Consider the following 23,789-nt stretch of genomic DNA (forward strand, 5'->3'; position numbering starts at 1 on the left):
TCAATTGTTCAACTTATATAGAGACTTCAAAGGAGCGAACAAGATATGACGCAACTGAAAGCGATTCTGATCGGCGCTGGCGCCCGCGGAGCCGGAGGTTATGCCCCATACGCGCTGGACTATCCGCATGAGCTGGAATTCGTGGCCGTGGCCGAGGCGGACCCGGTGCGGCGGCTCCGTTTTGCCGAGAAGCACGGCATTGAGCCGGAGCAGTGCTACGAATCCTGGGAGCCGCTGCTCGCCGCGGAGCGGATGGCGGACATCGCCGTCATCTGCACGCAGGACCGGATGCATTACGGCCCCACCATGCAGGCATTGAGGCAAAAGTATCATGTCCTGCTGGAGAAGCCGATGTCCCCGGATCCCGGCGAATGCCTGGACATGGAGCAGGCGGCCAGGGACCATGACCGGCTGTTGACGATCTGCCATGTACTGCGGTACACGCCGTTCTGGAGCACGATCAAGCGGGTGATCGACAGCGGGGCGATCGGCGAAATCGCGTCGATCCAGCTGAACGAGAACGTGGGCTACTGGCATATCGCCCACAGCTTCGTCCGCGGCAACTGGAATCACTCGGACAAGGCCAGCCCGATGATTCTGGCCAAATCCTGCCACGACATGGATGTGCTGTCCTGGCTTATGGATAAACAATGCATGCGGGTGAGCTCGTACGGCTCGCTGATGCACTTCCATGAAGGCCGTGCGCCGGAAGGCTCAGCGGATCGCTGCTTGGACTGTGCCGTCGAGCCGGACTGCCCGTATTCAGCGCCGAGGTTCTACCTCAGCGACCAATACAAAGGCTGGGCTGGACATTTCACGCCGGAGCTGACGAAGGCGAGAATCATCCAGGGCCTGCGCGAGACGGACTACGGCCGCTGCGTCTACCGCAGCGACAACAACGTCGTTGACCACCAGGTGGTCAACATGGAATTTGAAGGCGGAGCTACGGCGATGTTCAGCATGTGCGGCTTTACCTTTGAACAGGAGCGCCGGATTCAGATCATGGGCACGCGCGGCGAGCTTCGCGGCGAGGAAGGAAAGGTCACCGTATTCGATTTTCTGACCCATCAGCAGACGGAAATCGCCATCCCGTCCCAGGCGAGCGGCCACGGCGGCGGGGACAGCGGCATCGTCCGCAGCTTCCTTAAGGAAGTCCGCGGCTACAACGGCCAGGAAAGCCTGACGTCGGCAAGCGCATCGGTGCGCAGCCATCTGATGGCGTTTGCGGCAGAGGAATCGCGGCTTCATCAAGGAAAATCGATCGATTTGAATGAATTTGCAAAAGCATGGACGACCAGGAAGCAAACGGCCGAGCAGCCGAAATAGGGCGATGAAGCGAGCGGGCGCAAACAAGACGTCGCTGTCCTGTTTGCCAGTGGAACGGCACGCCCAGAAAACAACTAAACTCCGAATGCCTCGGGTTTAGTTGTTTTTCATTTCCGCTGTTCATCAGCCCGGAAGGTGCTGTGCCCCGTAAAAAATCCAAAATATTTTTGTCCTCAGTGGATGTACAAATCGAATAAAAGGTGATACATTAAAAATTAAATAAATCCTTTAATGACAAGGGATATAACGGATTTTAAATGTCTATCATGAGAGGACATATGTATATTGAGGAGGGATTGATATGGCAAGTCAGGCATTGGACTTGTTTCTAAGCACGAACATTGAGGATCTGAAAGCCAAGGGATTGTATAACGTGATTGATACGGTGCAGGGACCGAACGGCCCGGTGATCCAAATTGACGGAAAGTCCTTGATTAACCTTTCCTCCAACAACTACCTGGGTCTTGCCACCGATTCCCGGCTGGTCGACGCGGCGGTGCAGGCAGCCAAGACGCACGGTGCGGGTGCCGGCGCCGTCAGAACGATCAACGGAACGCTGGATTTGCATAACCAGCTGGAGGAGAAGCTGGCCGGGTTCAAGCACACGGAAGCCGTCATCGTGTACCAATCGGGCTTTAACTGCAACATGGCCGCCATTTCTGCGGTAATGGACGCAAACGACGCCATCTTGTCCGATGAGCTGAACCACGCTTCCATTATCGACGGCTGCCGTCTTTCGAAGGCGAAAGTGATCCGCTACAAGCATTCGGACATGGAAGATCTGAGAAGCCAGGCGAAAGCAGCCAAGGAATCCGGCTTGTACAACAAAATTATGGTGATCACGGACGGCGTGTTCTCGATGGACGGCGATATCGCCAAGCTGCCGGAAATCGTAAAGATTGCCGAGGAATTCGACCTCATTACGTATGTTGACGATGCTCACGGCTCCGGCGTTTTGGGCGAAGGAGCGGGAACCGTCAAGCATTTCGGCCTGTCCGACCGGATCGATTTTCAAATCGGTACGTTATCGAAAGCGATTGGCGTTGTAGGGGGCTATGTCGCCGGTTCGAAGCAGCTGATCGAGTGGCTGAAGCTGAGAAGCCGTCCGTTCCTGTTCTCGACCTCCCAGCCGCCGGCGGTCATTGCAGCCTGCATCGCGGCGGTGGACATTCTGATGAACGACAAAGATCTCATCGACAAGCTGTGGGAGAACGGCCGTTTCCTGAAAGACGGTCTGCGCGCGCTCGGATATGACATCGGGCACAGCGAAACGCCGATCACCCCTTGCATCATCGGGGACGAAGTGAAGACGCAGCAGTTCAGCAAGCGGCTGATTGAGGAAGGCGTCTATGCAAAATCAATCGTATTCCCTACGGTGCCGAAGGGAACGGGCCGGATTCGCAACATGCCGACAGCCGCTCATACGAAGGAAATGCTGGAGCAGGTCATCGGTGTATACGAAAAGGTCGGCAAAGAAATGAACCTGATCGGGTAAATTTTTAGTGAATTTTCCAAGGAGGAATGACGCGTGAAAAGGATTCTGGTGACAGGGGCGCTTGGGCAAATCGGCTCCGAGCTGGTTGCCAAGCTGCGTGAAATATACGGCAACGACGCGGTCGTTGCGACAGATCTGCGTTCATCCGCCCACGAAATTACCCGGACGGGTCCTTTCGAGCTGCTGGACGTAACCAATGACAAGGCGATGCACGAAATTGCCAAGCGATATCAGGTCGATACGATCATTCATTTGGCGGCGCTGCTGTCGGCAACAGCCGAGGAGAAGCCGCTCCTGGCCTGGAATCTGAACATGGGCGGGCTGATGAATGCGCTGGAAGTGGCCAGAGAGCTGAAATGCCAGTTCTTTACGCCAAGCTCCATCGGGGCGTTCGGGCCGTCGACGCCGAAGGACAACACGCCGCAGGACACGATTCAGCGCCCCAACACGATGTACGGTGTGAATAAGGTGTCCGGTGAGCTGCTGTGCGATTACTATTTCCATAAATATGGGCTCGATACGCGGGGCCTCCGTTTTCCCGGGCTGATTTCCTATGTGACGCCTCCCGGCGGAGGAACGACGGATTATGCGGTGGAGATTTATTATGCGGCCGTCACTCAAGGCAAGTACACGTCTTATATCGCTAAGGGCACCAACATGGATATGATGTACATGCCGGACGCCCTGACCGCCATTATTGATCTGATGGAAGCCGACTCGTCGCGGCTGACGCACCGCAATTCCTTTAACGTAACGGCGATGAGCGTAGATCCCGAAGCGATCGCCGCGGCGATCCGCAAAGAAATCCCAGGCTTCACGCTGGACTACGATGTCGATCCGAAGCGGCAGGCGATTGCAGACAGCTGGCCGCACTCCATCGACGCTTCGGCGGCGAAGGCCGAATGGGGATTCCGGGCGCGTTACGACCTGGATGCCATGACGAAGGATATGCTGGGCCATCTTGGCGGGAGACAACTGCTCCGTAAAGCATGATTCAAGGGATACGAACATTTAATGAAGCTGGAAAGCTGTAACGGGAAAAAGCTGTACGCTCAAGGAAGGAATGCAATGGGATGCATGGGCCTTGGGAGTGCGGCTTTTTTGGTTTTTTGGCGGAAAAAAAGTAGGGATGATCGCCCTTCCGCAGGCCGTTTTTTCGATATAATGGGTAAGAAAGCGTACAGGCGCAGCCAACACGAAGCAGCACTGCAGCAGCAAGTATATAAGCGCCTAATCACACCTAATCAAAGGAGGCGAAGGCATGATATCATTTCCAAAACCGGATGTGGAGCAGTTTTTTCAGAGCTATGTCATCAGCAGCTTCGGAGTGAGCGCCGACGAGTCGAGGCTTGTGTTCAGCGCCAGCCTGAGCGGGAAATTCAATGTGTGGGCCATGGATTTGAAAGGGGATACATCGTATCCTTACCCGCTGACGTACAACGATCAAATGGCCAGCTTCGTTAAGCCGGACCCGGAGGGAAGGCATTTGCTGACGGCGTTTGACCGCGACGGCGACGAAAACTACCAATTCCATGCGCTGAAGTGGAACGGCGGACAGCCGCTGCCGCTGTTTCCTGAGAGTTCTCCGGATGAAAAGCATTACTTTGTCCATCTGTCCGAAGATGGCAACCGCCTGTATTACAGCACCTCCCGGGATAACCCGATGTTTCTGAATTCCCGGGTGTACCGCCTGGATACGGGAGAGGACCGGCTGCTCCTGCAGGGCGAAGAAACGACGACCAGTCTTACAGCCGTCAGCCCGGATGAGCAGACCTTCGCATACACCAAGAGCTACGCCAATACATACAACGTCAGTTATTTACGCTGGGTAGGGGACGAGGCGGATCAGTGCCTGACGCCGGATCCCGGGCGGGTCCATAATGCCGGTGAGGTTCATTTTCTAAATGATGGGGAGGTGGTCTTTGCCACCGATTATGATGCTGAATTTGCTTATTTGGCTTCCTTCGATCTGGCAACCGGCACGTTTGAACAACGGCTGCACATCGAGCGGGAAAGTGTGGAGCTGATCCGTCTGCACCGGGAATCGCGGACGGCGTATCTGGTGACGGACCGCGGGGTCGAGGACCGGCTGTACGCGTATGCGCTGGACACTGGCGAGCTGACGCCGATTCCGCTGCCCGCCGATATCGTACACCAGCTGACCGTAACCCGGTCAGGGAACCTGTACGTGCTTGCGCGCGGCGCTGTCAAGCCGCTGAATGTGTACCGTTACGCGGACGGACAGTGGACGATGCTGACGAAAAACGTGCTGACGGGACTGACCGAGGAGGATTTGTCCGCGCCCGAAGTGGTGTCCTATTCCTCTTTTGACGGGATGAAGATCGAGGCGCTCTTGTACCGGGCGAAGGCGGACGCGGCCAACGGGTATACGGTATTCTGGCCGCACGGCGGGCCGCAGGCCGCGGAGCGGAAGCAGTTCCGGTCGATGTTCCAATATATCATCGCGCAGGGCTACAATATATTCTGCCCGAACTTCCGCGGCAGCACAGGCTATGGCAGCTCGTTTGTGAAGCTGGTGGAGCAGGACTGGGGCGAAGGGCCGCGCAAGGACTGCCTGGCAGGGATGGAGTGGATGTTTGAGCAAGGCATTTCCTCAAGGGATAAGCTGTTCGTGGTCGGTGGCAGCTACGGCGGATATATGACCCTGCTCTTGGCCGGTCGCAATCCCGAGTATTTCCGGGCGGCCGTGGATATTTTCGGCGTAAGCAATCTGTTTACGTTCTACCATTCCGTGCCGGACCACTGGAAGTCGATCATGGAGCGCTGGCTCGGCGATCCGGAACGCGACCGCGAACGGTTCGTCAAGGATTCGCCGATAACGTATCTGGATCAGATGGTCAACCCGATGCTGATCATTCAAGGGGCCAACGATCCGCGGGTGGTCAAGGCGGAGTCCGACCAGATCGTGGAAGCGCTCCAGGCCAAGGGCCGCGACGTTGAGTATATCGTGTTCGAGGACGAGGGTCATGGCATGACCAAAAAGGCCAACGAAAAAATCGCATACACCCGCATGGTGGAGTTCATGAACCGCTGCCAGTAACGAGTGGAGGGGGCTTATGTAAGCCTGCGCGAATGCGGCGATTTCATTCAACTTAGGGCCGGCCGTGAAGCCGGGAGAGGAGACAGAGTAATGTCGGAACGAACAGAACATGCTGGCAGGGAAGAGCGGCTGTATTGGCTTCATCATTTGGAACGCTGGGCGCGTCCGGTGCTGACGCGGCTTGCGGAGGGAAGGCTGCGCGCAGAGATGCCGGTGGAGAGCAGCGGGGATGGCCGGGAGGCTTACACCCATCTGGAGGCCTTTGGCCGCCTGCTGGACGGCATCGCCCCTTGGCTCGGAGCCGAGGGTGGAAGCGCGGAGGAGCAGCGGCTGCGCACAGAGCTGCTGGGGCTGACGCATCAAGCGCTGGAGCAGGCCAGCGACCCGGCCTCCCCGGACGTGCTGAATTTTGGCGAAGGGCATCAGCCCATCGTGGACACGGCCTTCTTGTGCCAAGCTTTTCTCCGTGCGCCCCATGTTTTATGGGATCCGTTAACGGACGAGCAAAAGCAGAGATGGCTATCCACCTGGAAGCTGACCCGCACGCGCAAGCCGTTCTTCAACAACTGGCTGCTGTTCTCGGCGGTCATCGAGACGGCTCTGGCCCGGTTTGGCGACCGGGACTGGGATCCGATGCGGATCGATTACGCCTTGAAGCAACTGGAACAGTGGTACGCCGGTGACGGAGTGTACGGCGACGGGCCGGCGTACCACGCCGACTACTACAACAGCTTTGTCATCCACCCGATGCTGCTGGACGTGCTGGATCACGCCGGCGCGCTGCAGCCGGACTGGGAGGCGCACAAGGGACTTGCGCTCGTCCGGGCGCAGCGTTACGCGGAGCAGCTGGAGCGCATGATCGCCCCGGACGGCAGCTTTCCGGTGGTCGGCCGGTCCATCAGCTACCGGACGGGCGCCTTCCATCTGCTGGCCCAATTGGCCTGGCAGCGGCGGCTGCCGGAAGGGCTGGACGCGGCGCAGGTGCGCGGCGCGCTGACGGCCGTCATGAAGCGCTGCTTTGAGCCGGCCGGAACGTACGACGCCGAAGGCTGGCTGCGCATTGGCCTCAGTGGTCATCAGCCGGAGCTGGGCGAGGGTTATATTTCTACGGGCAGCTTGTATCTATGCGCGACCGTCCTGCTGCCTCTCGCGCTGCCGGAGAACGATCCGTTCTGGCAGGGCGAAGCCGAGTGGACGTCCAAGCGGATTTGGAGCGGCGGGCATGGCCGAATCGACCATGCGCTTGGACATTAAGCACGGGATGACGGAACCGTGGTTGTCACAAACCAAGAGGCTGTCCCCCAGGCTACTTCGGCCTGGCGGGGACAGCCTCTTGTCCGTCATCGTACCATGGGTTCAGGTGCACCATGACGTCGGCCACCTGCTTCATGCGCTCCATGATCGTTTTTTTCACTTCCCGGCTGACGTCATGCCCTTCCTGTACGGTGAGATGGTTGGGGACGCTGACCTTGACGTCGACGATGATGGCGTTGCCGAGCTCCCGGGCTCGAATGCTGTCGACGCGCTTCACGTTGGGAACGGAGTAGATGATCGAGCTCAGCATGGCGAGCTGCTCGTTCGTGATGTTTTTGTCCATCAGAATGTCGACGGACTCCCGTCCCATTTTGTACCCGAGCCGGATCACCAGGTACGATACGATAATCCCGGCCACCGGGTCGCCGTATTCCGTATAGGGGATATGATAGGCTTCGCCAATCAGCGAAATGCCGATCCCGATGGACGCGGCTGCGGAAGCGTAGACGTCCGCGATATGGTCATAGGCCGTGGCGATCAGGCTGCGGCTGTTCTCGGCCTTACCGATCCGGATGCAGTACATGTACAGGATCTGCTTCCAGATCAGGGAAACCAGCGCGGCCGCAAGCGCGATCCAGCTGGCTTCAGCTGGAGGAACGAACAGCGATTCGATTGATTTATACACCATCAGCAGCGCCGCCATGACGAGAATGATCGCCACGATGCCCGATGCGATCGCTTCGGCTTTCCCATGCCCGTAGGGATGATCTTCATCCGCCGGCTTGCGGGATACCATGGCCGAGGTAAGTGCCGCGATCGTCGCCACGACATCGCCTGCATTATGAATCCCGTCGGCTACGAGAACCTTACTGCCGAATAACAGCCCGACGATGATTTTGAGAAGGGTCAGCAAGACGTTGCTGATGAGGCTGACCCATACCGCCAATATTGATTTGCTGGCCACGGACTCCAGTCTCCTCGCTCTATTCTTGGGTTTATTTCTTTTTATATAACCAAAAATAAACATTTCTTATTACGCCAAAACATGCCTCGCGGACAAAGATAACCCCCGCATGACACGACAATATCGCGCCTCGGGAGTCCTCCGAGTTAAAAGTATTCGGAAAAAGGTGGAATCGTATACATCATATTCCCACTTTCCGGCTCAAGCGACAGAACAAAAGCCTCCCGTGACATTTGTCTTACCCGCATAAAAAGAGGTGCAGGAGGCGGACAAATAACAGGAGGCTTTATGACGGCTATGAGGCCTAAATTGACGCTGCTTGGTTGATGAAACAGAAGCTTTCCGGTACAAGGCTGGATCGTCTAACTGCGGAGGCTATTTAAACGGAAGTTTAAAGGATTTCCTGTAGAGCGGATACAGCCACTTTACACCGCTTGGCGTCATCGAATCGGCGATCAGATGGGACAAGTACCCGGCGGTGGATACGAGCATGATCCCTTCCAGATTGAGGTATGCCTCCAGTCCGGAACTGATCCATGCCCAGAGCCAAACCGCCCAGACGGTATGGGTCATGCCGCGGTGTTTGAGCCAAGGGGCGATACCCACAAATCCACCCAGTCCGGACATCCAGACCATGGCGTTATGTATTCCGGCGTAAATCAATATGCAGCCAATCAGGCTGACGAGCACGTTACGAATCATGCCGTCTTTAATGATCAGTCCGAGCAGAAACAGGACGAGCGCCAAAATGGAATATTCGAGATAAAAGCTCCCCTTAGCAATATACAGGTACCCCAGGACGATCACGAGCAGCAGCCCGGACCAGTACAGCCATTCTCTGAGCCATTTCGAGAACCGGCCGAGGGTAGAACTGAGCATGCTGGGGCCGTCGAGGTCTGCGCTGAGCGCTGATAAGGCGGAAACCGCGATGTACATCGCTGCATGCTTCAGCGTAAACGGATAATGGGCTGCGGCGGCAGCACCGATCACTACGCCTATAGCGAGATGTGTCGAACCCTTCATTTCTCCTCCTCTGACTGACATCAGGATGATTGCAGGCAAACATATGTTTGCTATCGTATTATACACGTTTTGGTGTCACGTGTATATGCCTGTCAGAGAGGATAGGACTAAAGTTCGTGTTACCATCAGGTCCGTTAATCAGCCGGATTGGCTGTATCCGAATTTTCGTCCGCCGCGGCTGCCTCTGTCCGTCCAAGCAAATAATCTATGGAGACTTGAAAATAATCAGCCAGTTTCGACAGCGTATCAAAATCCGGTTTCCTGCGGTTCTTCTCATAGTGGGACAAGGCCGCCCGGCTGATCCCAAGGGTTATGGACAATGCCTCTTGAGTCAATTTCTTCTGCTCCCTAAGCTCTGATATTCGGTTGCCGTAATTCATTTCTTTCCCCCCTTGGATACCCGGGTATGCGTGAGCAATTGGACCTGCTAAATAACGCTTGACATGATACAAAATGTATCGTAAATTAACAGTGTCGTCAATAGTGCAAGCTGTTTTTGAACCGATTTACCCAAAAAAACAGGTTCATTCTCCTCTTGGAAAGTCAATCTTTATTCATAGATTAATCCAATACCAGGAATAAAGACGCAATTCGTCACCATCTGTTACACCAGGAAGCCGGAACCAGTGCATATTCTGTCGAGCTTCCGTATTTAATGATACATAATGTTGCGCTGTTTTTCAAAAATCAAAGGGATGGATGCTGATACGTATGATCGATACACACTGCCATATCCTGCCGGCTGTGGACGACGGGCCGAAAACGATCGATGGAGCACTTCGCTTGGCTGCGGCTGCAGTGGAAGAAGGGATTACGACGATCATCGCCACCCCGCACCACCGAGAGAGACATTATTTGAACTCCGCCAAAAAAATCAACCGCCGCGTGAAGCTGTTTAACGCCAGGCTCAAACGCGCCGGGATCCCCCTGAAGGTGCTCCCTGGACAGGAGTACCACCTTACCGAACGTTATCCCACCGAATTCCGGCGCGGCCGGATCCAGACGCTTGCCGGCAGCCGCTATTTACTCGTAGAGCTTCCCTCCCGCAAGGTGCCCGGGTATTTTACAGATTTTCTTGCCTTCATGAAGCGGGCCGATCTTCGGGTCGTCATTGCCCATCCGGAACGGAATTTGGGGATTATCGATCAGCCCGATCAAGTGGCGGGATGGATTCGGGACTTCGGCGTCCTGCTGCAGGTGACGACCCAATCTCTTGCCGGATTTTTTGGGGAATCGGTACAGAGCACAGCTGCTTACTTGTGCAAACACCGGTTGGTCCATTTGATAGGAACGGATGCGCACAACACGGTCCGGCGGAAATTTTACGCACAGGAAGGGCTTGGCATCATCGACAAGCTGTGTGGAGCAGGCTTTCGGAGGAGCCTGGAGGAACATGCGGTGCAGCTCATCAGCGGAAAGGAGATCGGAACGTTTCATCAGCCCACCGTCTAGAGCGGAGGCAACCATTCGATGAAATTGGGGGGAAGGATTATGGAATTCAAGCTGCTGCTGCAAATGTTAAGAAAGCGTCTTTGGCTGATCGTATTGGTGGTCGTTTTGTGCTCGGCCGGCACCGGTGCCTACAGCATCTATGTCATGAAGCCGGTTTATGAAGCAAGCAGCACGATGATCGTCAATAAGTCCAATTTGGACAGCGAGGGAAAACCGACGCTCGATATTAATGAAATCAATTCTAACATTATGCTGATCAACTCCTATAAGGTCATTATCACATCGGCATCCGTCATGGACAAAGTTGTTCGTCAATACCCCTCTCTAAACGTGACCACCCAGGATTTGAGGGATCGGGTCAGTGTTGAAACCGCCCAAAACTCCCAAATTATCGAACTCAAAGTCAGGGACGCCTCATATGAACAGGCGATGAACATTGTAAATGCCGTATCGAGGGTGTTCAAGGATGAAATCCCTTTAATCATGAAGGTAGACAACATCTCCATTCTGGACAACGCCGCGCCGAAAAGTTCGCCTAAGCCGGTGGTTCCGAATGTAAAACTGTACACCGCTACAGCTTTCGTGATTTCGTTGATGGCAGCTGTATGCCTTGTGTTGTTTCTGGAATATTTGGACGACACGATCAAATCCGAAGAGGATGTGGAGCGGTACCTGGAACTGACAACGCTGGGCTCAGTCCGGAAAATGAAGAAAAAGGATTTGCGTTCGCGTTCCACAGACCGATCCAAAAAGCAGGCAGGTGAAAAATATGCGTCAGTCAGCCAATAGGAACAAGTTGATCATGAATGTAAACCGAAGATCCTCGATTTCCGAAGGTTATAGGAACATTCGCACTAATATCCAGTTTTCTGGTTGGAATCAAAATCTTCGGGTTATCGCTGTAACGTCAACACAGGCGGGTGAAGGCAAATCGACCACAATCAGCAATTTGGCCGTTGCTTATGCTCAGGAAGGGAAGAACGTACTTATAATCGATGCAGATCTGAGACACCCTTCCCAGCATAGTATTTTTAACTTATCGAACCGTGTAGGCTTATCAAATCTGCTTGCCGACCAATGCTCTTATGGGGATATCGTCCATAGTACAGTGGTTGAAAACCTGTCACTCGTAACGGCAGGTCCTGTCCCGCCTAATCCGACCGAGCTATTGTCATCAGACAAATTACCGGAAGTGATTGCGGCTTGGAAAGAATGCTATGACATTATTCTGCTTGATACCGCACCAGTGATGGCTGTAGCTGACGGATTAATTGTGTCTTCTTTGGCTGATGGTGCCGTCATCGTGATTCTGGCCGGAAAAGTAAAGCGGGAATATATCCAGAAAGCGAAAGAGAAGTTAGAGCATGCAAAGGCGTCAATTCTGGGAGTCGTGTTAAATCAAAAAAAGTACAGCAAATCAGAAGCGAATCAGTACCGCTATTATCACCAATAAATCAAGTCTGAGCCAGGGCTTGAATGAGTCCGGTCCCAAAGGTTATGTCTACTGTACCTTTATCATGGTAGGCACTCGGTCATGCTGTGGGTATGAGAGTACCTTAGACGTTTATCGTCGAAAGTGTGACGTGAGGCCGGGTTAAATGCCCGATTTTATTCATGCTTCGTGATCGAAGTATGAGCTATGTTGTTAATGACAATATAGCTCATACTTTCATCCAGAGAGACAGAAGCTGGTATGACACCAGGGATAGAAGGATTAGAAATGGGGGCAGTACAATGAAAAAAGTAAAGAAGGCAATTATCCCAGCGGCGGGACTTGGTACCCGGTTCCTGCCGGCGACCAAAGCGATGCCCAAGGAGATGCTGCCGATCGTCGACAAGCCAACCATCCAATACATTGTGGAGGAAGCGATCGAGGCAGGAATCGAAGATATCATCATTGTAACCGGCAAGGGGAAGCGGGCCATTGAGGACCACTTCGACTACTCATTCGAATTAGAGCTGAACCTACTTGAAAGAGGAAAACTGGATGTGCTTGAAATGGTCAGGCGTTCCTCGGTGGTTGAAATTCATTACATCCGCCAAAAGGAGGCCAAGGGCCTGGGACATGCAATTTGGTGCGCACGCAATTTTATCGGCAATGAGCCTTTTGCCGTTCTTCTCGGTGATGACATCGTTAGAGCGGAAACTCCATGCATCGGACAGCTTGTGCAGCAGTACGAAAAATATGGACGACCGATAGTGGGCGTAGGTCCGGTAGCTCCCGACCAAACGCAGCGTTACGGCATTATTGATCCAAGCTCCAGATTGGATACAAACCCCCGGGCCTATGAGCTGCGCGGCGTGGTGGAAAAGCCGGCTCCGGGGGAAGCTCCGTCTCATCTGGGGATTATGGGGCGTTACGTCCTTACACCGGACATATTCGGTATCCTGGAATATCAGAAGGCGGGCTATGGCGGAGAAATCCAGCTAACCGACGCCATTTCGCAGCTGATCGCGAAGCAGGGATGCCTTGGTTATGAATTTCAAGGCGAGCGGTTTGATGTCGGAGAAAAGCTGGGCTATATTCTGACATCCGTTCAGTTTGCTTTGCAGCAGAGCGAGCTGAAACTTCCGCTTCTTGAGGAGTTGGAGCGGATCATGAAGCTGGAAAGAGTTGAACCCAGGTCGTAAGAATGCAATTCCCCGTTAATTAAGGAAGCGCTAATTAATTCAAATATAAAAGCAAGGTAGGGGCGAATATGGTTAATAAGGTATGTGTCATCGGGCTCGGTTATATTGGGCTTCCGACAGCGAGCCTGCTGGCGATTAAGGGATTCGATGTTCATGGCGTTGACGTAAATAGGCAGACTATAGATCTAATCAACCAAGGCGAGGTTCATATTGTGGAACCCGATCTGGACATTATGGTGAAGGCTGCTGTGCAGAGCGGAAGACTGCACGTGTCGGAGGAGCCGGAGGAAGCTGACGTCTTTATCTTGGCGGTACCGACTCCTTTTCAGGAGAATCAGAAACCGGATTTATCCTATGTTAAGCAGGCTGTCCTCGCCGTTGTTCCCTATTTACGTCCTGGCAATATCGTAATCCTCGAATCCACGAGTCCCGTTGGGACCACGGAGACGGCCACAGAATGGTTAATGGAAGCAAGGACCGATTTGAGCGTATCTGGTTCGGTTCATCAGGCCTCCCGGCGGATTTATGTAGCCCATTGTCCCGAGAGGGTCATGCCAGGACAGATTCTAAGGGAGCTGGTTGAGAACGACAGGATTATTGGTGGCATTGATTTGGAATCCACTCAACGGGCCGTAGCCTTTTACAGACAATTCGTTAGCGGAAAAATATTGGAGACGAATGCCAAAACGGCTGAGATGGCCAAACTGGCGGAAAACTCGTTCCGGGATGTCAATATCGCGTTTGCTAATGAGCTTTCTTTGATTTGTGACCATTTGGGTATCAACGTATGGGAGTTGATCCGTCTTGCGAACCATCATCCACGAGTTAACATCTTGCAGCCTGGTCCGGGAGTTGGGGGTCACTGTATCGCTGTGGATCCTTGGTTCCTTGTCGATGCCGCCCCCGAGCAGGCAAAACTCATTCATACTGCCAGAGTGGTCAATGACTTTAAGCCGGGTTATGTCGTAGAAAAAGTGGCGGAGCGGGCCAAACGGCTCAAATCGCCGATAATTGCCTGCTTGGGACTGTCTTTCAAGGCAAACATAGACGATTTGCGTGAGAGCCCTGCCGCTGCGATCGTTGAGCACCTGTCCAAATTGGAAATCGGAACCCTCCTTGCTGTTGAGCCGCATATTCGGGTTCTGCCTGAGTCTCTGCAGCAGGCGGGGGTCCAATTAATGGGGATTGAGGAAGCTGTACGCAAGGCGGATATCGTGCTGCTTCTCGTGAACCATGATGCTTTTTACCCGATTGATCGGAATCTGCTTCAGGAAAAAATCGTAATGGATACGCGCGGCTTCTTCAGCGAATCGCCCCGTGTCCAGGTAGGCGTGTAGATATGTCCTCCCTGCTTATGAAAGTTAAGAAGCTCAGGCGGATGACACCGCATGAAGCAGTACTGAAAGTGGCGTCTAAAGTCCTGGATGAAACGCGTAATACGTACATGAGCCTTCGGATACGTTTCGCCCCGATTGTACTGGATCCATTCCACTTCGAAGGATTTACTGTGGCTGGTCGATTTCTGTTCGATTCAATGAATAAGGATCGGTATATCGCGTTTCTGCGAAATGAAGGCCTGGATGCGGAAATCATACGGCAGGCGGATATCGTCTGCGCCCATCAGTTTGATCTGCTGGGCTCAGGAATGACCGATTTGGGGGCAAACCTACCTTGGCATGTTGATTTTAAGTCGGGATACCGGTGGGAGCCCCGATATTACAAAAAGATCCGGACTGTGGATCTATTCAGTAGAGCTGACGTGAAGGTTCCCTGGGAGCTTTCGCGTTTTCAGCATGCCTTCACGCTCGGGAAGGCGTACTGGCTGACCGGCAACGAGAAGTATGCCTTAGAATTTCAAGCCCAGGCAGAGGATTGGCTCCGGGAGAACCCTCCTGCGATGTCGGTCAACTGGACATGCGCAATGGATGTGGCTATTCGTGCCGTCAACTGGATCTCGGCGGTTTATTTCTTCCGGGATAGCCCTTTGCTTGACAATGCATTCTGGAATCGTCTTAACGCTTCTCTGTATTTGCATGGCCAGTTCATTATGAACAATTTAGAAAATACGGATGAACATACGGGAAATCATTACATGTCCAATCTCGCCGGATTGATTGGATTAGGTTTGTACTTCGGGGAATTTGTAGTCACTGCTCCTGGTAAATGCCGGAGTGGACCGAAGGAATGGCTGGATTTCGGTGTCCGTGAAATGGAGAAGGAGATGTTTGTCCAGGTTCACGAGGATGGTGCTAGCTATGAGGCGTCTACCTCGTACCACCGGCTTGTAGCGGAACTGCTGCTTGTCAGTGCCATATGGTGTGCCCGCAACGGCATTTTCTTCTCTGCCCGATTCATGAAGCGGCTCGAGGAGATGCATGATTTCATGCTGTCCGTGATGAAGCCGGACGGAAGGACACCCATGTTCGGCGATGCGGACGACGGAAGGTATTTGATCACGGCCCGTTATGGCAGTTGGGAACGTTGCGATTTTCGCTTTCTGCTCGCGGCAGCAGGCGAATTTTTCGGACGAGAGGATTTCCGGCAGGCTGGTCGTTCCATGTGTGAGGATGCCCTATGGTTGACAGGTCCACCATCGATGGTACAGTTGCTAGACGCGCGGAATACCGATCCGGCCGCGTTCCCGCACGGCGGATTTTATGTGATGCGGAATCATAAGGCGTACTGCTTGATTCGCTGCGGCGAGCTGTCCTTTCACGGGCATGGAGCTCACAGCCACAATGATCAGCTGAGCTTTGAGCTTCAGGTGGAAGGGCAGGATGTTATCGTTGATCCCGGAACTTATGTATATTCTGCGGACTTTCATCAGCGGAACCTTTTCCGGAGCACCGGAATGCACAGCACCATAAAGGTAGGAAGACATGAACAGAATGACTTTGGCGAGCACGAACTGTTTCTTATGCGCGAACAGACGTTTGCCAAATGCGACGCCTTCACGGGGGAATATTTCTCTGGCAGTCACTTCGGCTACACAGAGAAGTGCGGTGTGATCCACAGGCGTGATTTCTATCTGCGAAGCGGCGAGCTGGAGGTCGTGGACAGGCTGGAGCTGTCGGGTCAAGAGTCAGCAGCCGCCGTGGATTACACGGCTTGTTTTGTGCTTCCGCCGGGTACTCTGGCCGTTTCCATGGGAGGAACCTGGGAGCTTCAATGCGGAGCTGTCCGGTTGGAACTGATCTTACAGGGAGCGGATGAAGCCGGGCTCCAGGAAGCCTGGGTATCACCCCGATACGGCGTACGCGAGTCAAGTTTGAAATTATGCGTTCGGGGAAGCGGACAAGGACTGCGCGCCTTGTTTCGCTGGACATAGAATGGAGGAACAGTATGAATCAAGTGTTAATCAGACAGGGCGCGGCGGTGGTGGAGAACATTCCGGAGCCGGTGGTTTTGAAAGGGACCGTCCTGGTGCGGGTAGACCACTCCTGCATTTCAAGCGGGACCGAAATCAGCGGACTGCGTTCAAGCGGCGTTCCTCTCTGGAAGCGTGCGGTGCAGCAGCCCGACAAGGTGAAAAAGGTTATGCGGATGGTTGCCGCGCAGGGAATATCTCGCACACGGGCCTTGCTTCAGGTCAAAGTCGGAACGGCTGAACCGACAGGTTATTCCGCCGCGGGTACAGTGATTGAGGTGGGTGAAGAAGTCACGGATATTAGACCAGGCGACCGAGTGGCGTGTGCCGGAGCGCAATTTGCCCATCACGCGGAGGTCATTCGCGTGCCGAGGAACTTGGTGGTGCCGGTCCCGGACGGGCTGGACCTTGCTGAGGCAAGCACAGTTACGCTGGGCGCTATTGCCATGCAGGGCGTACGCAGGGCTCAGCCGACATTAGGAGAGACCTTTGTCGTCATCGGTCTGGGTATACTCGGCCAGCTGACGGTTCAATTTCTGAAAACAAACGGTTGCCGCGTCATTGGAACAGACCTGGACCCGGGCCGGATCACCCTCGCCCGTCAGCTCGGGATGGACGATGCAATCGATCCGTCCGGGGGCAGCGCGATGGATGTGGTACACCGGTTGACAGACGGCATCGGCGCGGACGGTGTCATCATTACGGCAGCGGCCAAATCCAACACGATCCTCTCGGAGGCGTTCAAGATGACCCGAAAAAAAGGAAGGGTTGTGGTGGTCGGCGATGTCGGTCTTCATATCAACCGTGCGGATATCTATGAAAAGGAACTGGACTTCTATATTTCCACTTCCTATGGACCCGGAAGGTATGACTACAACTACGAGGAGAAAGGCAGGGATTACCCTGTCGGCTATGTCAGGTGGACTGAGAACCGCAACATGGGCGAATACCTGAAATTGCTGGCTGAAGAACGAGTAAACGTTAAACCGCTGATCTCTCGGGTATACCGGCTTGACGAAGCCCCCGAAGCTTATGCTTATATCCAGCAGAATACCAAACCGATGATGGTACTTCTGTCATACCCGCAAAGTGCCGCCGGCATGAAGCCCATCCATAAAGTGATCATCCAGCCCGAGGTTCAGCCGCCGAAGCGGAAACAAGTGCGGATCCGAGTGGGGCTGGTAGGAGCGGGCGACTTTGCGAAAACCATGCATTTGCCCAATCTGAAGTCGCTGTCCGATCAGTTTACGCTTCAAGCAGTGATGAGCCAGACAGGTCATAACGCTGCCGCGACGGCTAGGCAATTCGGAGCAGTTTATGCAGCCACCAGTCTCCCGGTGATCCTGGAAGATCCCGATATAGACGCCGTACTGATTACAACCCGTCACGACACACATGGTCCGATGGTGCTTGATGCTTTGATGGCAGGCAAGCATGTGTTTGTAGAGAAGCCTCTGGCATTGACGGCAGATGAGCTGCTGTTCATTAAGCAGTTTTATCAGGAACACGAAGAGGCGGGACAATCTGCGCCGCTTTTGATGACCGGTTTTAACCGGAGATTCTCCAAATACGGCTCACGCATCAAGGAAATAGTTCATGACCGGAGCAATCCGATGATAATCAATTACCGCATGAACGCTGGCTATTTACCTCTGGATCATTGGACGCAGACGGAAGAAGGCGGCGGCCGGAACCTGGGCGAATGCTGCCATATTTATGATTTGTTTACTTATTTGACAGGCAGTCGGGTGATTGATACCCAGGTGAATCATTTGAAGCCGGCGACGAACTATTATTCGCATACCGATAATTTCGTGGCTACGTTTCATTTTGCCGACGGGTCCGTGGCTTCCGTCACCTATACATCATTAGGTTCCAAGGAATACGCCAAAGAACAGATGGACATCTACGTGGATGGGAAGAACATTTTTTTGGACGACTACCGGAAATTGGTGGTTGCCGGCAGCCGTGCCAAAGGTCTGGAGACCAAGATCAGCGACAAGGGACAGCGGGAAGCGTTGGAGCGATTCGCCCATGCAATCCAGAAAGGCGGAACCTGGCCGATACCGCTGTGGCAGCAGGTGCAGGCCACGGACATGGCACTGGAGGTAGAGGGATTTTTAACCGGGGGAATGAATAGCCAATGGGGATGACCAGAGAGGTTGCAAAGCGCATTTTGTCCTATTTACCGTACCGATACGTGAATGTCGGCAGGGAATTTCATCTGTGGCTGTACAAGTTCGAGCAGACGATGCAAATGAGCCCCGGAGAGATCCGCGCCGCCCAGTTGGAAACACTAAAGCGAATGGTAACGCTCGCCTATGAAGAGACGGTGTTCTATAAGCAGTTATACGACAAGCAGGGATTCCATCCGTCCATGCTCCAAGATGCAGGTGATATTGCTCGGATACCGGTGATCCGCAAGGAAGACATCCGCAGCCACGGAGAGGATATGATCGTCAACCGCTACCGCGGGCGGAAGCTGAAGAAGCTTGGAACGAGCGGGACGACGGGAGTCTCCTTGACGCTGTATTCAAATCGTACGGTGGAGCAAAGGGAATGGGCGGCCATCTGCTTTCAATGGGCAAGGGTCGGTTATAAGCCCGGCGAGGGACGCGTGGAGTTTAGGGGAGCATTGCCGGATCATCAGGTATACCGGCTGGATAGGTATTCCCGAACGCTTAAAATCAATACGACGGCGATCCATGAGCGAAATGTGCCGGAAATCGTCCAGGCCATCCGGGATACGGGGTATCGGTACCTGTATGGCTTTCCATCGGCCATCGCCTTGTTTGCAAAACTGGCCGTTCAGGCTGGGAAGCAGCATGAAGTGAAGCCCAAAGCCATCCTGCTCGCCTGCGAAATGGTTCATGATTATCAGGTTCATTTTATACACAACGTATTTCATGAAGCGCAGCTGTTTGCCCACTACGGTCAGACCGAAAAGGCCGCCCTAGCCGGATGGCTGGATGAGACGAGAGCCTACTATTTTCTCCCCTTGTACAGCTATGTAGAGCAGAACCCGGATAACGGTGCCATCATCGGAACCTCGCTGCTGAATGACGTGATGCCTCTCATCCGGTATGAACTGACCGATGCGGCGTCGCCGCTGATCGAAGAGCCGCGCAGCGGGGCAGATCATCTGTTTCCGGTGATCGATACGATCGACGGAAGGATGGGAGAGATCATGTATAAGCCTAATGGCGACATGCTTCCCTCTCCGCTGATGGCCATCGCCTTGAGGGGGACGACGACCTTCAGCGCATGCAAGCTGATCCAGCACAACTACGACCACATCGAGATCCTCGTCGAATCGAGTCTGCCCGAGGAAGCTGTACGCCCGGACATCGCTATGATGATCGGCAAGCTTCAATCTCTGTTTACTCCGGATATGCATTTTACAAGCTCGATCGTGACTTATATTCCAAGGTCGGCAACGGGCAAGTTCAAGAATGTCGAGGTCCGGATCGGAGAGGGACAGGTGACGTTATGAAAATTGTCATTGTTGGGCCGCTGCCTCCCCCAATCGGCGGAATCTCCGTCCATATCCGCAGGTTGTCCCGGCTGCTGCAACGCCAGGGCATGGAGTGCATTGTTTACAATGAGTCCGGTCACCGGGGAGATAGCTTGAATGTAGTGCCGATGTTGAGCTATAGACGTTTTTTGCTGCAGATTCCTTTTATCCAGGGTGATTTGATTCATTTTCATACGATTGATAAGCGCCTGCGGCTGCTCTTGGGAGTATACAGGCTGCTTGGCAAAAAAATCATGCTGACGGTTCACGGCGAAAGCCTGGCGCAGCAGCTGAAAGAGTCGAGCCCGCTCATGAGGCGCATGCTGCTTCGCAGCTTGAAGTCTCTAAACGGGATTGTATGCGTCAATCCAGCGACTACGCAGATGCTTCTGGATCAGGGATTCCATTCTGATCGAGTCAAGACGATACCGGCTTACATCCATCCTGAAGACTGTGAGGAGGATGCTCGGGCCATTCCCGCGGAGGTGCATGCTTTCCTGGACGGTAGGGGGTTTGTGATCAGCGCTAACGGATTTATTCGGCAGCTTCCCGAAGGGGATGCGTACGGCGTGAATCTTCTTATCGAGGTGATGCGGGAGCTGAAGTCTCGGGGACTCGCGGTGCGCTGCCTGTTCGCCGTCCTGGGATCTGCCGGACAGAGCGCCGAAGAGCGTCTTTACTATGAACAATTGCGGAACAGGGTCCGTGGATATGGACTGGACGACTCCTTCTCCTGGTATGAGGCTGAGCAAACCGAGCTGTATCCGATCTTGAAGAAAAGCCATTTATTCATCCGGCCGACCCTTACGGACGGATACGGCGTTTCCATAGCCGAAGCGCTGCGGTTTCAGATCCCCGCGGTCGCAAGTAACGTGTGCAGGCGGCCGGAGGGGACCGTACTGTTCAACTCCGGAAATGTCGGTGAGCTGACGGATAAAGTTCTGGATATCATGAACCGCTACAGGTCGTATAAAGAAGAGACCGCAAAGTTGAAGCCCGTTGACTACGGCCCGGATCTGATTGAATGGTACCGAAGGATTGTGAAGGACATTCCAGAAGAAAGCCAAGTGATCCCGCATGTCAACGGATAACCGGAAAATGTTGTCGAGCGGGTTTGTCTACTTTGCATCTTCCCTGATGACCCAGCTCGTCAATCTGCTGCTGATTCCTTTATATACCCATCACTTATCACAGGAAATGTACGGCCAGTACGATTTGATCCTCAGCATGCAGTTGCTGCTGTCTCTAATGATCGCTCTCGGCGTCCACTCGGGTATGATCCGCTTTTTTAACGAGTTCGACGATAAAGAAGGGCTTCGGAACACCGCGCTTACGTTCGGGTTGCTATGGGGCGGCCTCTGTATCGCGGCGGCTTGGGGCGTTAGCCCGTGGGTGTCCGGCCTGATTTTCGGGCAGGCGGACACTGCTAGCCAGTACATTCCTTATGTAGTCATGATTTCGGTCTTCAGCTGCCTGAACTTGATCTACTCCAGTTACTACTCCATGCAGTTTAAAGCGCTGCGGTCAAGCAGCATTCCGTTTGCAGTCCTCATCTTAACGCTGCTGTTTGTCTTGCTTCTGTTTATTCGGCTGGACATGGGCGTGATCGGCATTTTGCGGGCGCAGTTGTTAGCCAACGCGCTAGTCCTCGCCGTACTATTCTGCGTTAATATCCGGCGTTTCCGGTTTATGCTCCGTCCTGAACCGCTTCGCCGGATGCTGAATTATGGGACCGGCCTGCTGCTTGGGGATATTTCGGCTTGGGTGCTCGGACTGAGCGACCGGTTCCTGATAAAGGGATATATGAATCTTTCTTCGGTTGCGGTGTACTCGATCGGCTATAAGATTGGCATGCTGATGAACCCGGTTTTTATCAATCCGTTTATGTCCGTGTTTACGGCATTTAAATTCAGGGCTTATAAGGAGGCGGACGGAGCGGAGAAGATTCGCGGCATGTTCCGCATGTATAATTTTCTCGGCTGGCTGTGCGTTCTCGGCCTGTCCCTGTTTGCCAATGTGGCGGTTCAACTGGTCGCCCCCGGGAATTATGAGGCGGCGGCCGATGTCATTCCCATCATTTCATTTTCTTACTTCCTGTCAGGGAGCATCGCATTTTACTCCCTTGGACTGCACATCGCGAACAAAATGCGGATCAATTATTTGATCACGATGCTGGCCGCCGTACTGAATGTCGCATGCAATATCGTTTTGATACCATGGTTCGGGATATACGGCTCGGCCCTGGCAACGGTGATCTCCTACGCGGTGACCAACATCGTTTTTCATCATTACGGTTCCAAATATTATCCGCTCCATCTCGGTGTCTGGTTTCCCTACAAATACCTGATCATCTACTTGCCAATATATGGTATTTACAGGGCCTACATGCCGTTTGTGGATGCCATTTGGGTTGAAATTGCGCTGAATACGCTGCTCATTACCGGATTCATCGTTTTGAGCATGCTTTTTAAGTTTATGACCCGCAAAGAGCTGATGGGGGATTGGCGCAGGTTTGTACGGCGCAGATCCGAAACCATCATCATGGAAGGGGTTCAGTCTGAAACATGATGACCAAAATTGTGACTGACACGGACGGTTTTCTCAAACTCCGTGAAGATTGGGAGAAGCTGACGAAAATTGATCCGGATGCAACGTATTACAGTACATTTGAATTTAATTATACGTGGTGGCTGACTTTTGGTCAGGACCCAGGCAAGGAGCTGTTCATCGTCTGTCATTACCGGGATCGGGAGCTCGTCGCGATCGCCCCTCTCATGATCCGGCAAATCGATAAAAAGATCGCTAAGTGCAACGTGCTGTGTTTTTTGGGGAAAGGCGATTATTTCAGCTTTATCACCGATTCCAGCCGGTTTAAATCTTCCATTCTAATGAAGGAGCTGTTCCGTACCATCGAGCAGCATTCCTCCAAATGGGACAAAATCGAGCTGACACATTTGCAGATGGATACCAAGCTGCTGCGCTATTTGCTGCGGCACGACCGGTACAGCCAATATACCGAATATCTGACCTCCTGTTCGAGGATCAATCGCGACGGATTTGACTCGTATGAACAATTTGAAAAAGAAATGGTCGATACCAAAATGAAACATAAGCGCATCAAGCTGCTCAGGGAAACAGGATACAGATTCCGCTGCGTTAGCGGTGGCCAAACCCGGGACATCTATGAACAAATTGCCCAAGTGCATCAATTGGAAAAAAAGTATCTACAGGAAATGAAGGGGAGGAAGGAACGCCGCAGCCTGTTCGAGGATAGAGGTATGGAGCGGTTTCTTCGGCGCTTATTTGAGGATAACGACCACATTTTGTTGTTTTACCTGGAGTCGGGAGACGGTGAAATCATCATTTATAAATGCTGTTACCTATATCAAGGGGTTTTGTATGGATGGAACACCGGTTATTCGCCTAAATTTTCCCATTACCATGGTATTTCCGACGTGCTTTTGATGGAAATGATCCGAAGTCTCTTTGAGGATGACCGGGCCGACCAGATTGACTTTGGTGCCGGTACCTATCCCTGGAAATTCCGCTGGACAAACCAGTTTTCAGTCAGCTATACCTTCGCCATGTGGAACGAGTCCAGCCGCCAATCGAGGCTGCTGCGCATGCTGGTACGTTACCGGGAGCTTCTTCGGGCCGTCAAGCAAATCAGAAACGCCCACTAAGCCAATGAAGATGGAGTGA

The 23,789-nt window shown here is 53.4% G+C and carries 18 protein-coding genes and 1 pseudogene; 16 read left to right on the forward strand and 3 right to left on the reverse strand.

Annotated elements, in window-relative coordinates; genetic code table 11:
- Positions 1-45: 45 nt before the first annotated feature.
- The 5 genes from BCV73_RS05855 to BCV73_RS05880 all read left to right on the forward strand — a co-directional run bounded on the left by BCV73_RS05855 (position 46) and on the right by BCV73_RS05880 (position 7,136).
- Positions 46-1,326 (forward strand): Gfo/Idh/MocA family protein, encoded by a 1,281-nt coding sequence (locus tag BCV73_RS05855; RefSeq protein ID WP_089546444.1) that lies wholly within the window; start codon positions 46-48, stop codon positions 1,324-1,326.
- Between the two features lie 301 nt (positions 1,327-1,627).
- Positions 1,628-2,821, forward strand: coding sequence for a glycine C-acetyltransferase (locus BCV73_RS05860; protein ID WP_089546445.1), 1,194 nt, complete (start codon positions 1,628-1,630; stop codon positions 2,819-2,821).
- Between the two features lie 33 nt (positions 2,822-2,854).
- Positions 2,855-3,814, forward strand: coding sequence for an L-threonine 3-dehydrogenase (locus BCV73_RS05865; RefSeq protein WP_089546446.1), 960 nt, complete (start codon positions 2,855-2,857; stop codon positions 3,812-3,814).
- Between the two features lie 268 nt (positions 3,815-4,082).
- Entirely contained in the window at positions 4,083-5,882 is a 1,800-nt protein-coding gene (locus BCV73_RS05875; protein WP_089546447.1) for a S9 family peptidase, read from the forward strand.
- 90 nt (positions 5,883-5,972) lie between these two features.
- Positions 5,973-7,136, forward strand: a complete 1,164-nt coding sequence (locus tag BCV73_RS05880) for a DUF2264 domain-containing protein (RefSeq protein WP_089546448.1) — start codon at positions 5,973-5,975, stop codon at positions 7,134-7,136.
- A 52-nt stretch (positions 7,137-7,188) separates the two neighbouring features.
- Here the strand turns inward: BCV73_RS05880 and BCV73_RS05885 are convergent, their stop codons facing one another.
- The 3 genes and pseudogenes from BCV73_RS05885 to BCV73_RS05895 all read right to left on the reverse strand — a co-directional run.
- Positions 7,189-8,109 (reverse strand): cation diffusion facilitator family transporter, encoded by a 921-nt coding sequence (locus tag BCV73_RS05885; protein WP_076169574.1) that lies wholly within the window; start codon positions 8,107-8,109, stop codon positions 7,189-7,191.
- Between the two features lie 366 nt (positions 8,110-8,475).
- Positions 8,476-9,123, reverse strand: coding sequence for a metal-dependent hydrolase (locus BCV73_RS05890; RefSeq protein ID WP_089546450.1), 648 nt, complete (start codon positions 9,121-9,123; stop codon positions 8,476-8,478).
- A gap of 182 nt (positions 9,124-9,305) precedes the next feature.
- A pseudogene (locus BCV73_RS05895) lies at positions 9,306-9,503 on the reverse strand (helix-turn-helix domain-containing protein); the annotation flags it as partial.
- A 331-nt stretch (positions 9,504-9,834) separates the two neighbouring features.
- On the opposite strand from BCV73_RS05895, the gene BCV73_RS05900 reads away from it, so the two are divergent.
- The 11 genes from BCV73_RS05900 to BCV73_RS05945 all read left to right on the forward strand — a co-directional run bounded on the left by BCV73_RS05900 (position 9,835) and on the right by BCV73_RS05945 (position 23,770).
- On the forward strand, positions 9,835-10,575 hold the full coding sequence (locus tag BCV73_RS05900; RefSeq protein WP_076168530.1) for a tyrosine-protein phosphatase: 741 nt from the start codon (positions 9,835-9,837) through the stop codon (positions 10,573-10,575).
- 39 nt (positions 10,576-10,614) lie between these two features.
- Complete coding sequence (locus tag BCV73_RS05905; RefSeq protein WP_179231905.1) at positions 10,615-11,364, forward strand: YveK family protein; 750 nt, start codon at positions 10,615-10,617, stop codon at positions 11,362-11,364.
- A 13-nt stretch (positions 11,365-11,377) separates the two neighbouring features.
- On the forward strand, positions 11,378-12,028 hold the full coding sequence (locus BCV73_RS05910) for a CpsD/CapB family tyrosine-protein kinase (protein ID WP_306433647.1): 651 nt from the start codon (positions 11,378-11,380) through the stop codon (positions 12,026-12,028).
- 281 nt (positions 12,029-12,309) lie between these two features.
- The gene (galU, locus tag BCV73_RS05915; RefSeq protein WP_089546454.1) at positions 12,310-13,206 is read left to right on the forward strand and encodes a UTP--glucose-1-phosphate uridylyltransferase GalU; all 897 of its coding nucleotides are present in this window, start codon (positions 12,310-12,312) and stop codon (positions 13,204-13,206) included.
- A 68-nt stretch (positions 13,207-13,274) separates the two neighbouring features.
- Positions 13,275-14,543, forward strand: a complete 1,269-nt coding sequence (gene wecC / locus BCV73_RS05920) for a UDP-N-acetyl-D-mannosamine dehydrogenase (RefSeq protein ID WP_089546455.1) — start codon at positions 13,275-13,277, stop codon at positions 14,541-14,543.
- A 197-nt stretch (positions 14,544-14,740) separates the two neighbouring features.
- Positions 14,741-16,534 carry an alginate lyase family protein gene (locus BCV73_RS05925; protein ID WP_218828106.1) on the forward strand — a complete coding sequence of 598 codons (1,794 nt, stop codon included), beginning with the start codon at positions 14,741-14,743 and terminating at the stop codon, positions 16,532-16,534.
- Between the two features lie 14 nt (positions 16,535-16,548).
- Positions 16,549-18,726, forward strand: a complete 2,178-nt coding sequence (locus BCV73_RS05930; protein WP_089546457.1) for a bi-domain-containing oxidoreductase — start codon at positions 16,549-16,551, stop codon at positions 18,724-18,726.
- Positions 18,723-20,066, forward strand: coding sequence for a phenylacetate--CoA ligase family protein (locus BCV73_RS34935; protein WP_218828107.1), 1,344 nt, complete (start codon positions 18,723-18,725; stop codon positions 20,064-20,066). The genes BCV73_RS05930 and BCV73_RS34935 overlap by 4 nt, the downstream gene beginning before the upstream one ends.
- Complete coding sequence (locus tag BCV73_RS05935; protein ID WP_179231908.1) at positions 20,063-21,178, forward strand: glycosyltransferase family 4 protein; 1,116 nt, start codon at positions 20,063-20,065, stop codon at positions 21,176-21,178. Before BCV73_RS34935 ends, BCV73_RS05935 begins: the two co-directional genes overlap by 4 nt.
- The gene (locus BCV73_RS05940) at positions 21,165-22,655 is read left to right on the forward strand and encodes a lipopolysaccharide biosynthesis protein (protein ID WP_089546459.1); all 1,491 of its coding nucleotides are present in this window, start codon (positions 21,165-21,167) and stop codon (positions 22,653-22,655) included. Before BCV73_RS05935 ends, BCV73_RS05940 begins: the two co-directional genes overlap by 14 nt.
- Positions 22,652-23,770, forward strand: a complete 1,119-nt coding sequence (locus BCV73_RS05945; protein WP_089546460.1) for a GNAT family N-acetyltransferase — start codon at positions 22,652-22,654, stop codon at positions 23,768-23,770. The genes BCV73_RS05940 and BCV73_RS05945 overlap by 4 nt, the downstream gene beginning before the upstream one ends.
- Positions 23,771-23,789 lie beyond the last annotated feature (19 nt).

The organism is Paenibacillus sp. SSG-1 (genome assembly GCF_002224835.1).
GTDB classification, from domain to species: Bacteria; Bacillota; Bacilli; order Paenibacillales; family Paenibacillaceae; genus Paenibacillus_AQ; species Paenibacillus_AQ favisporus.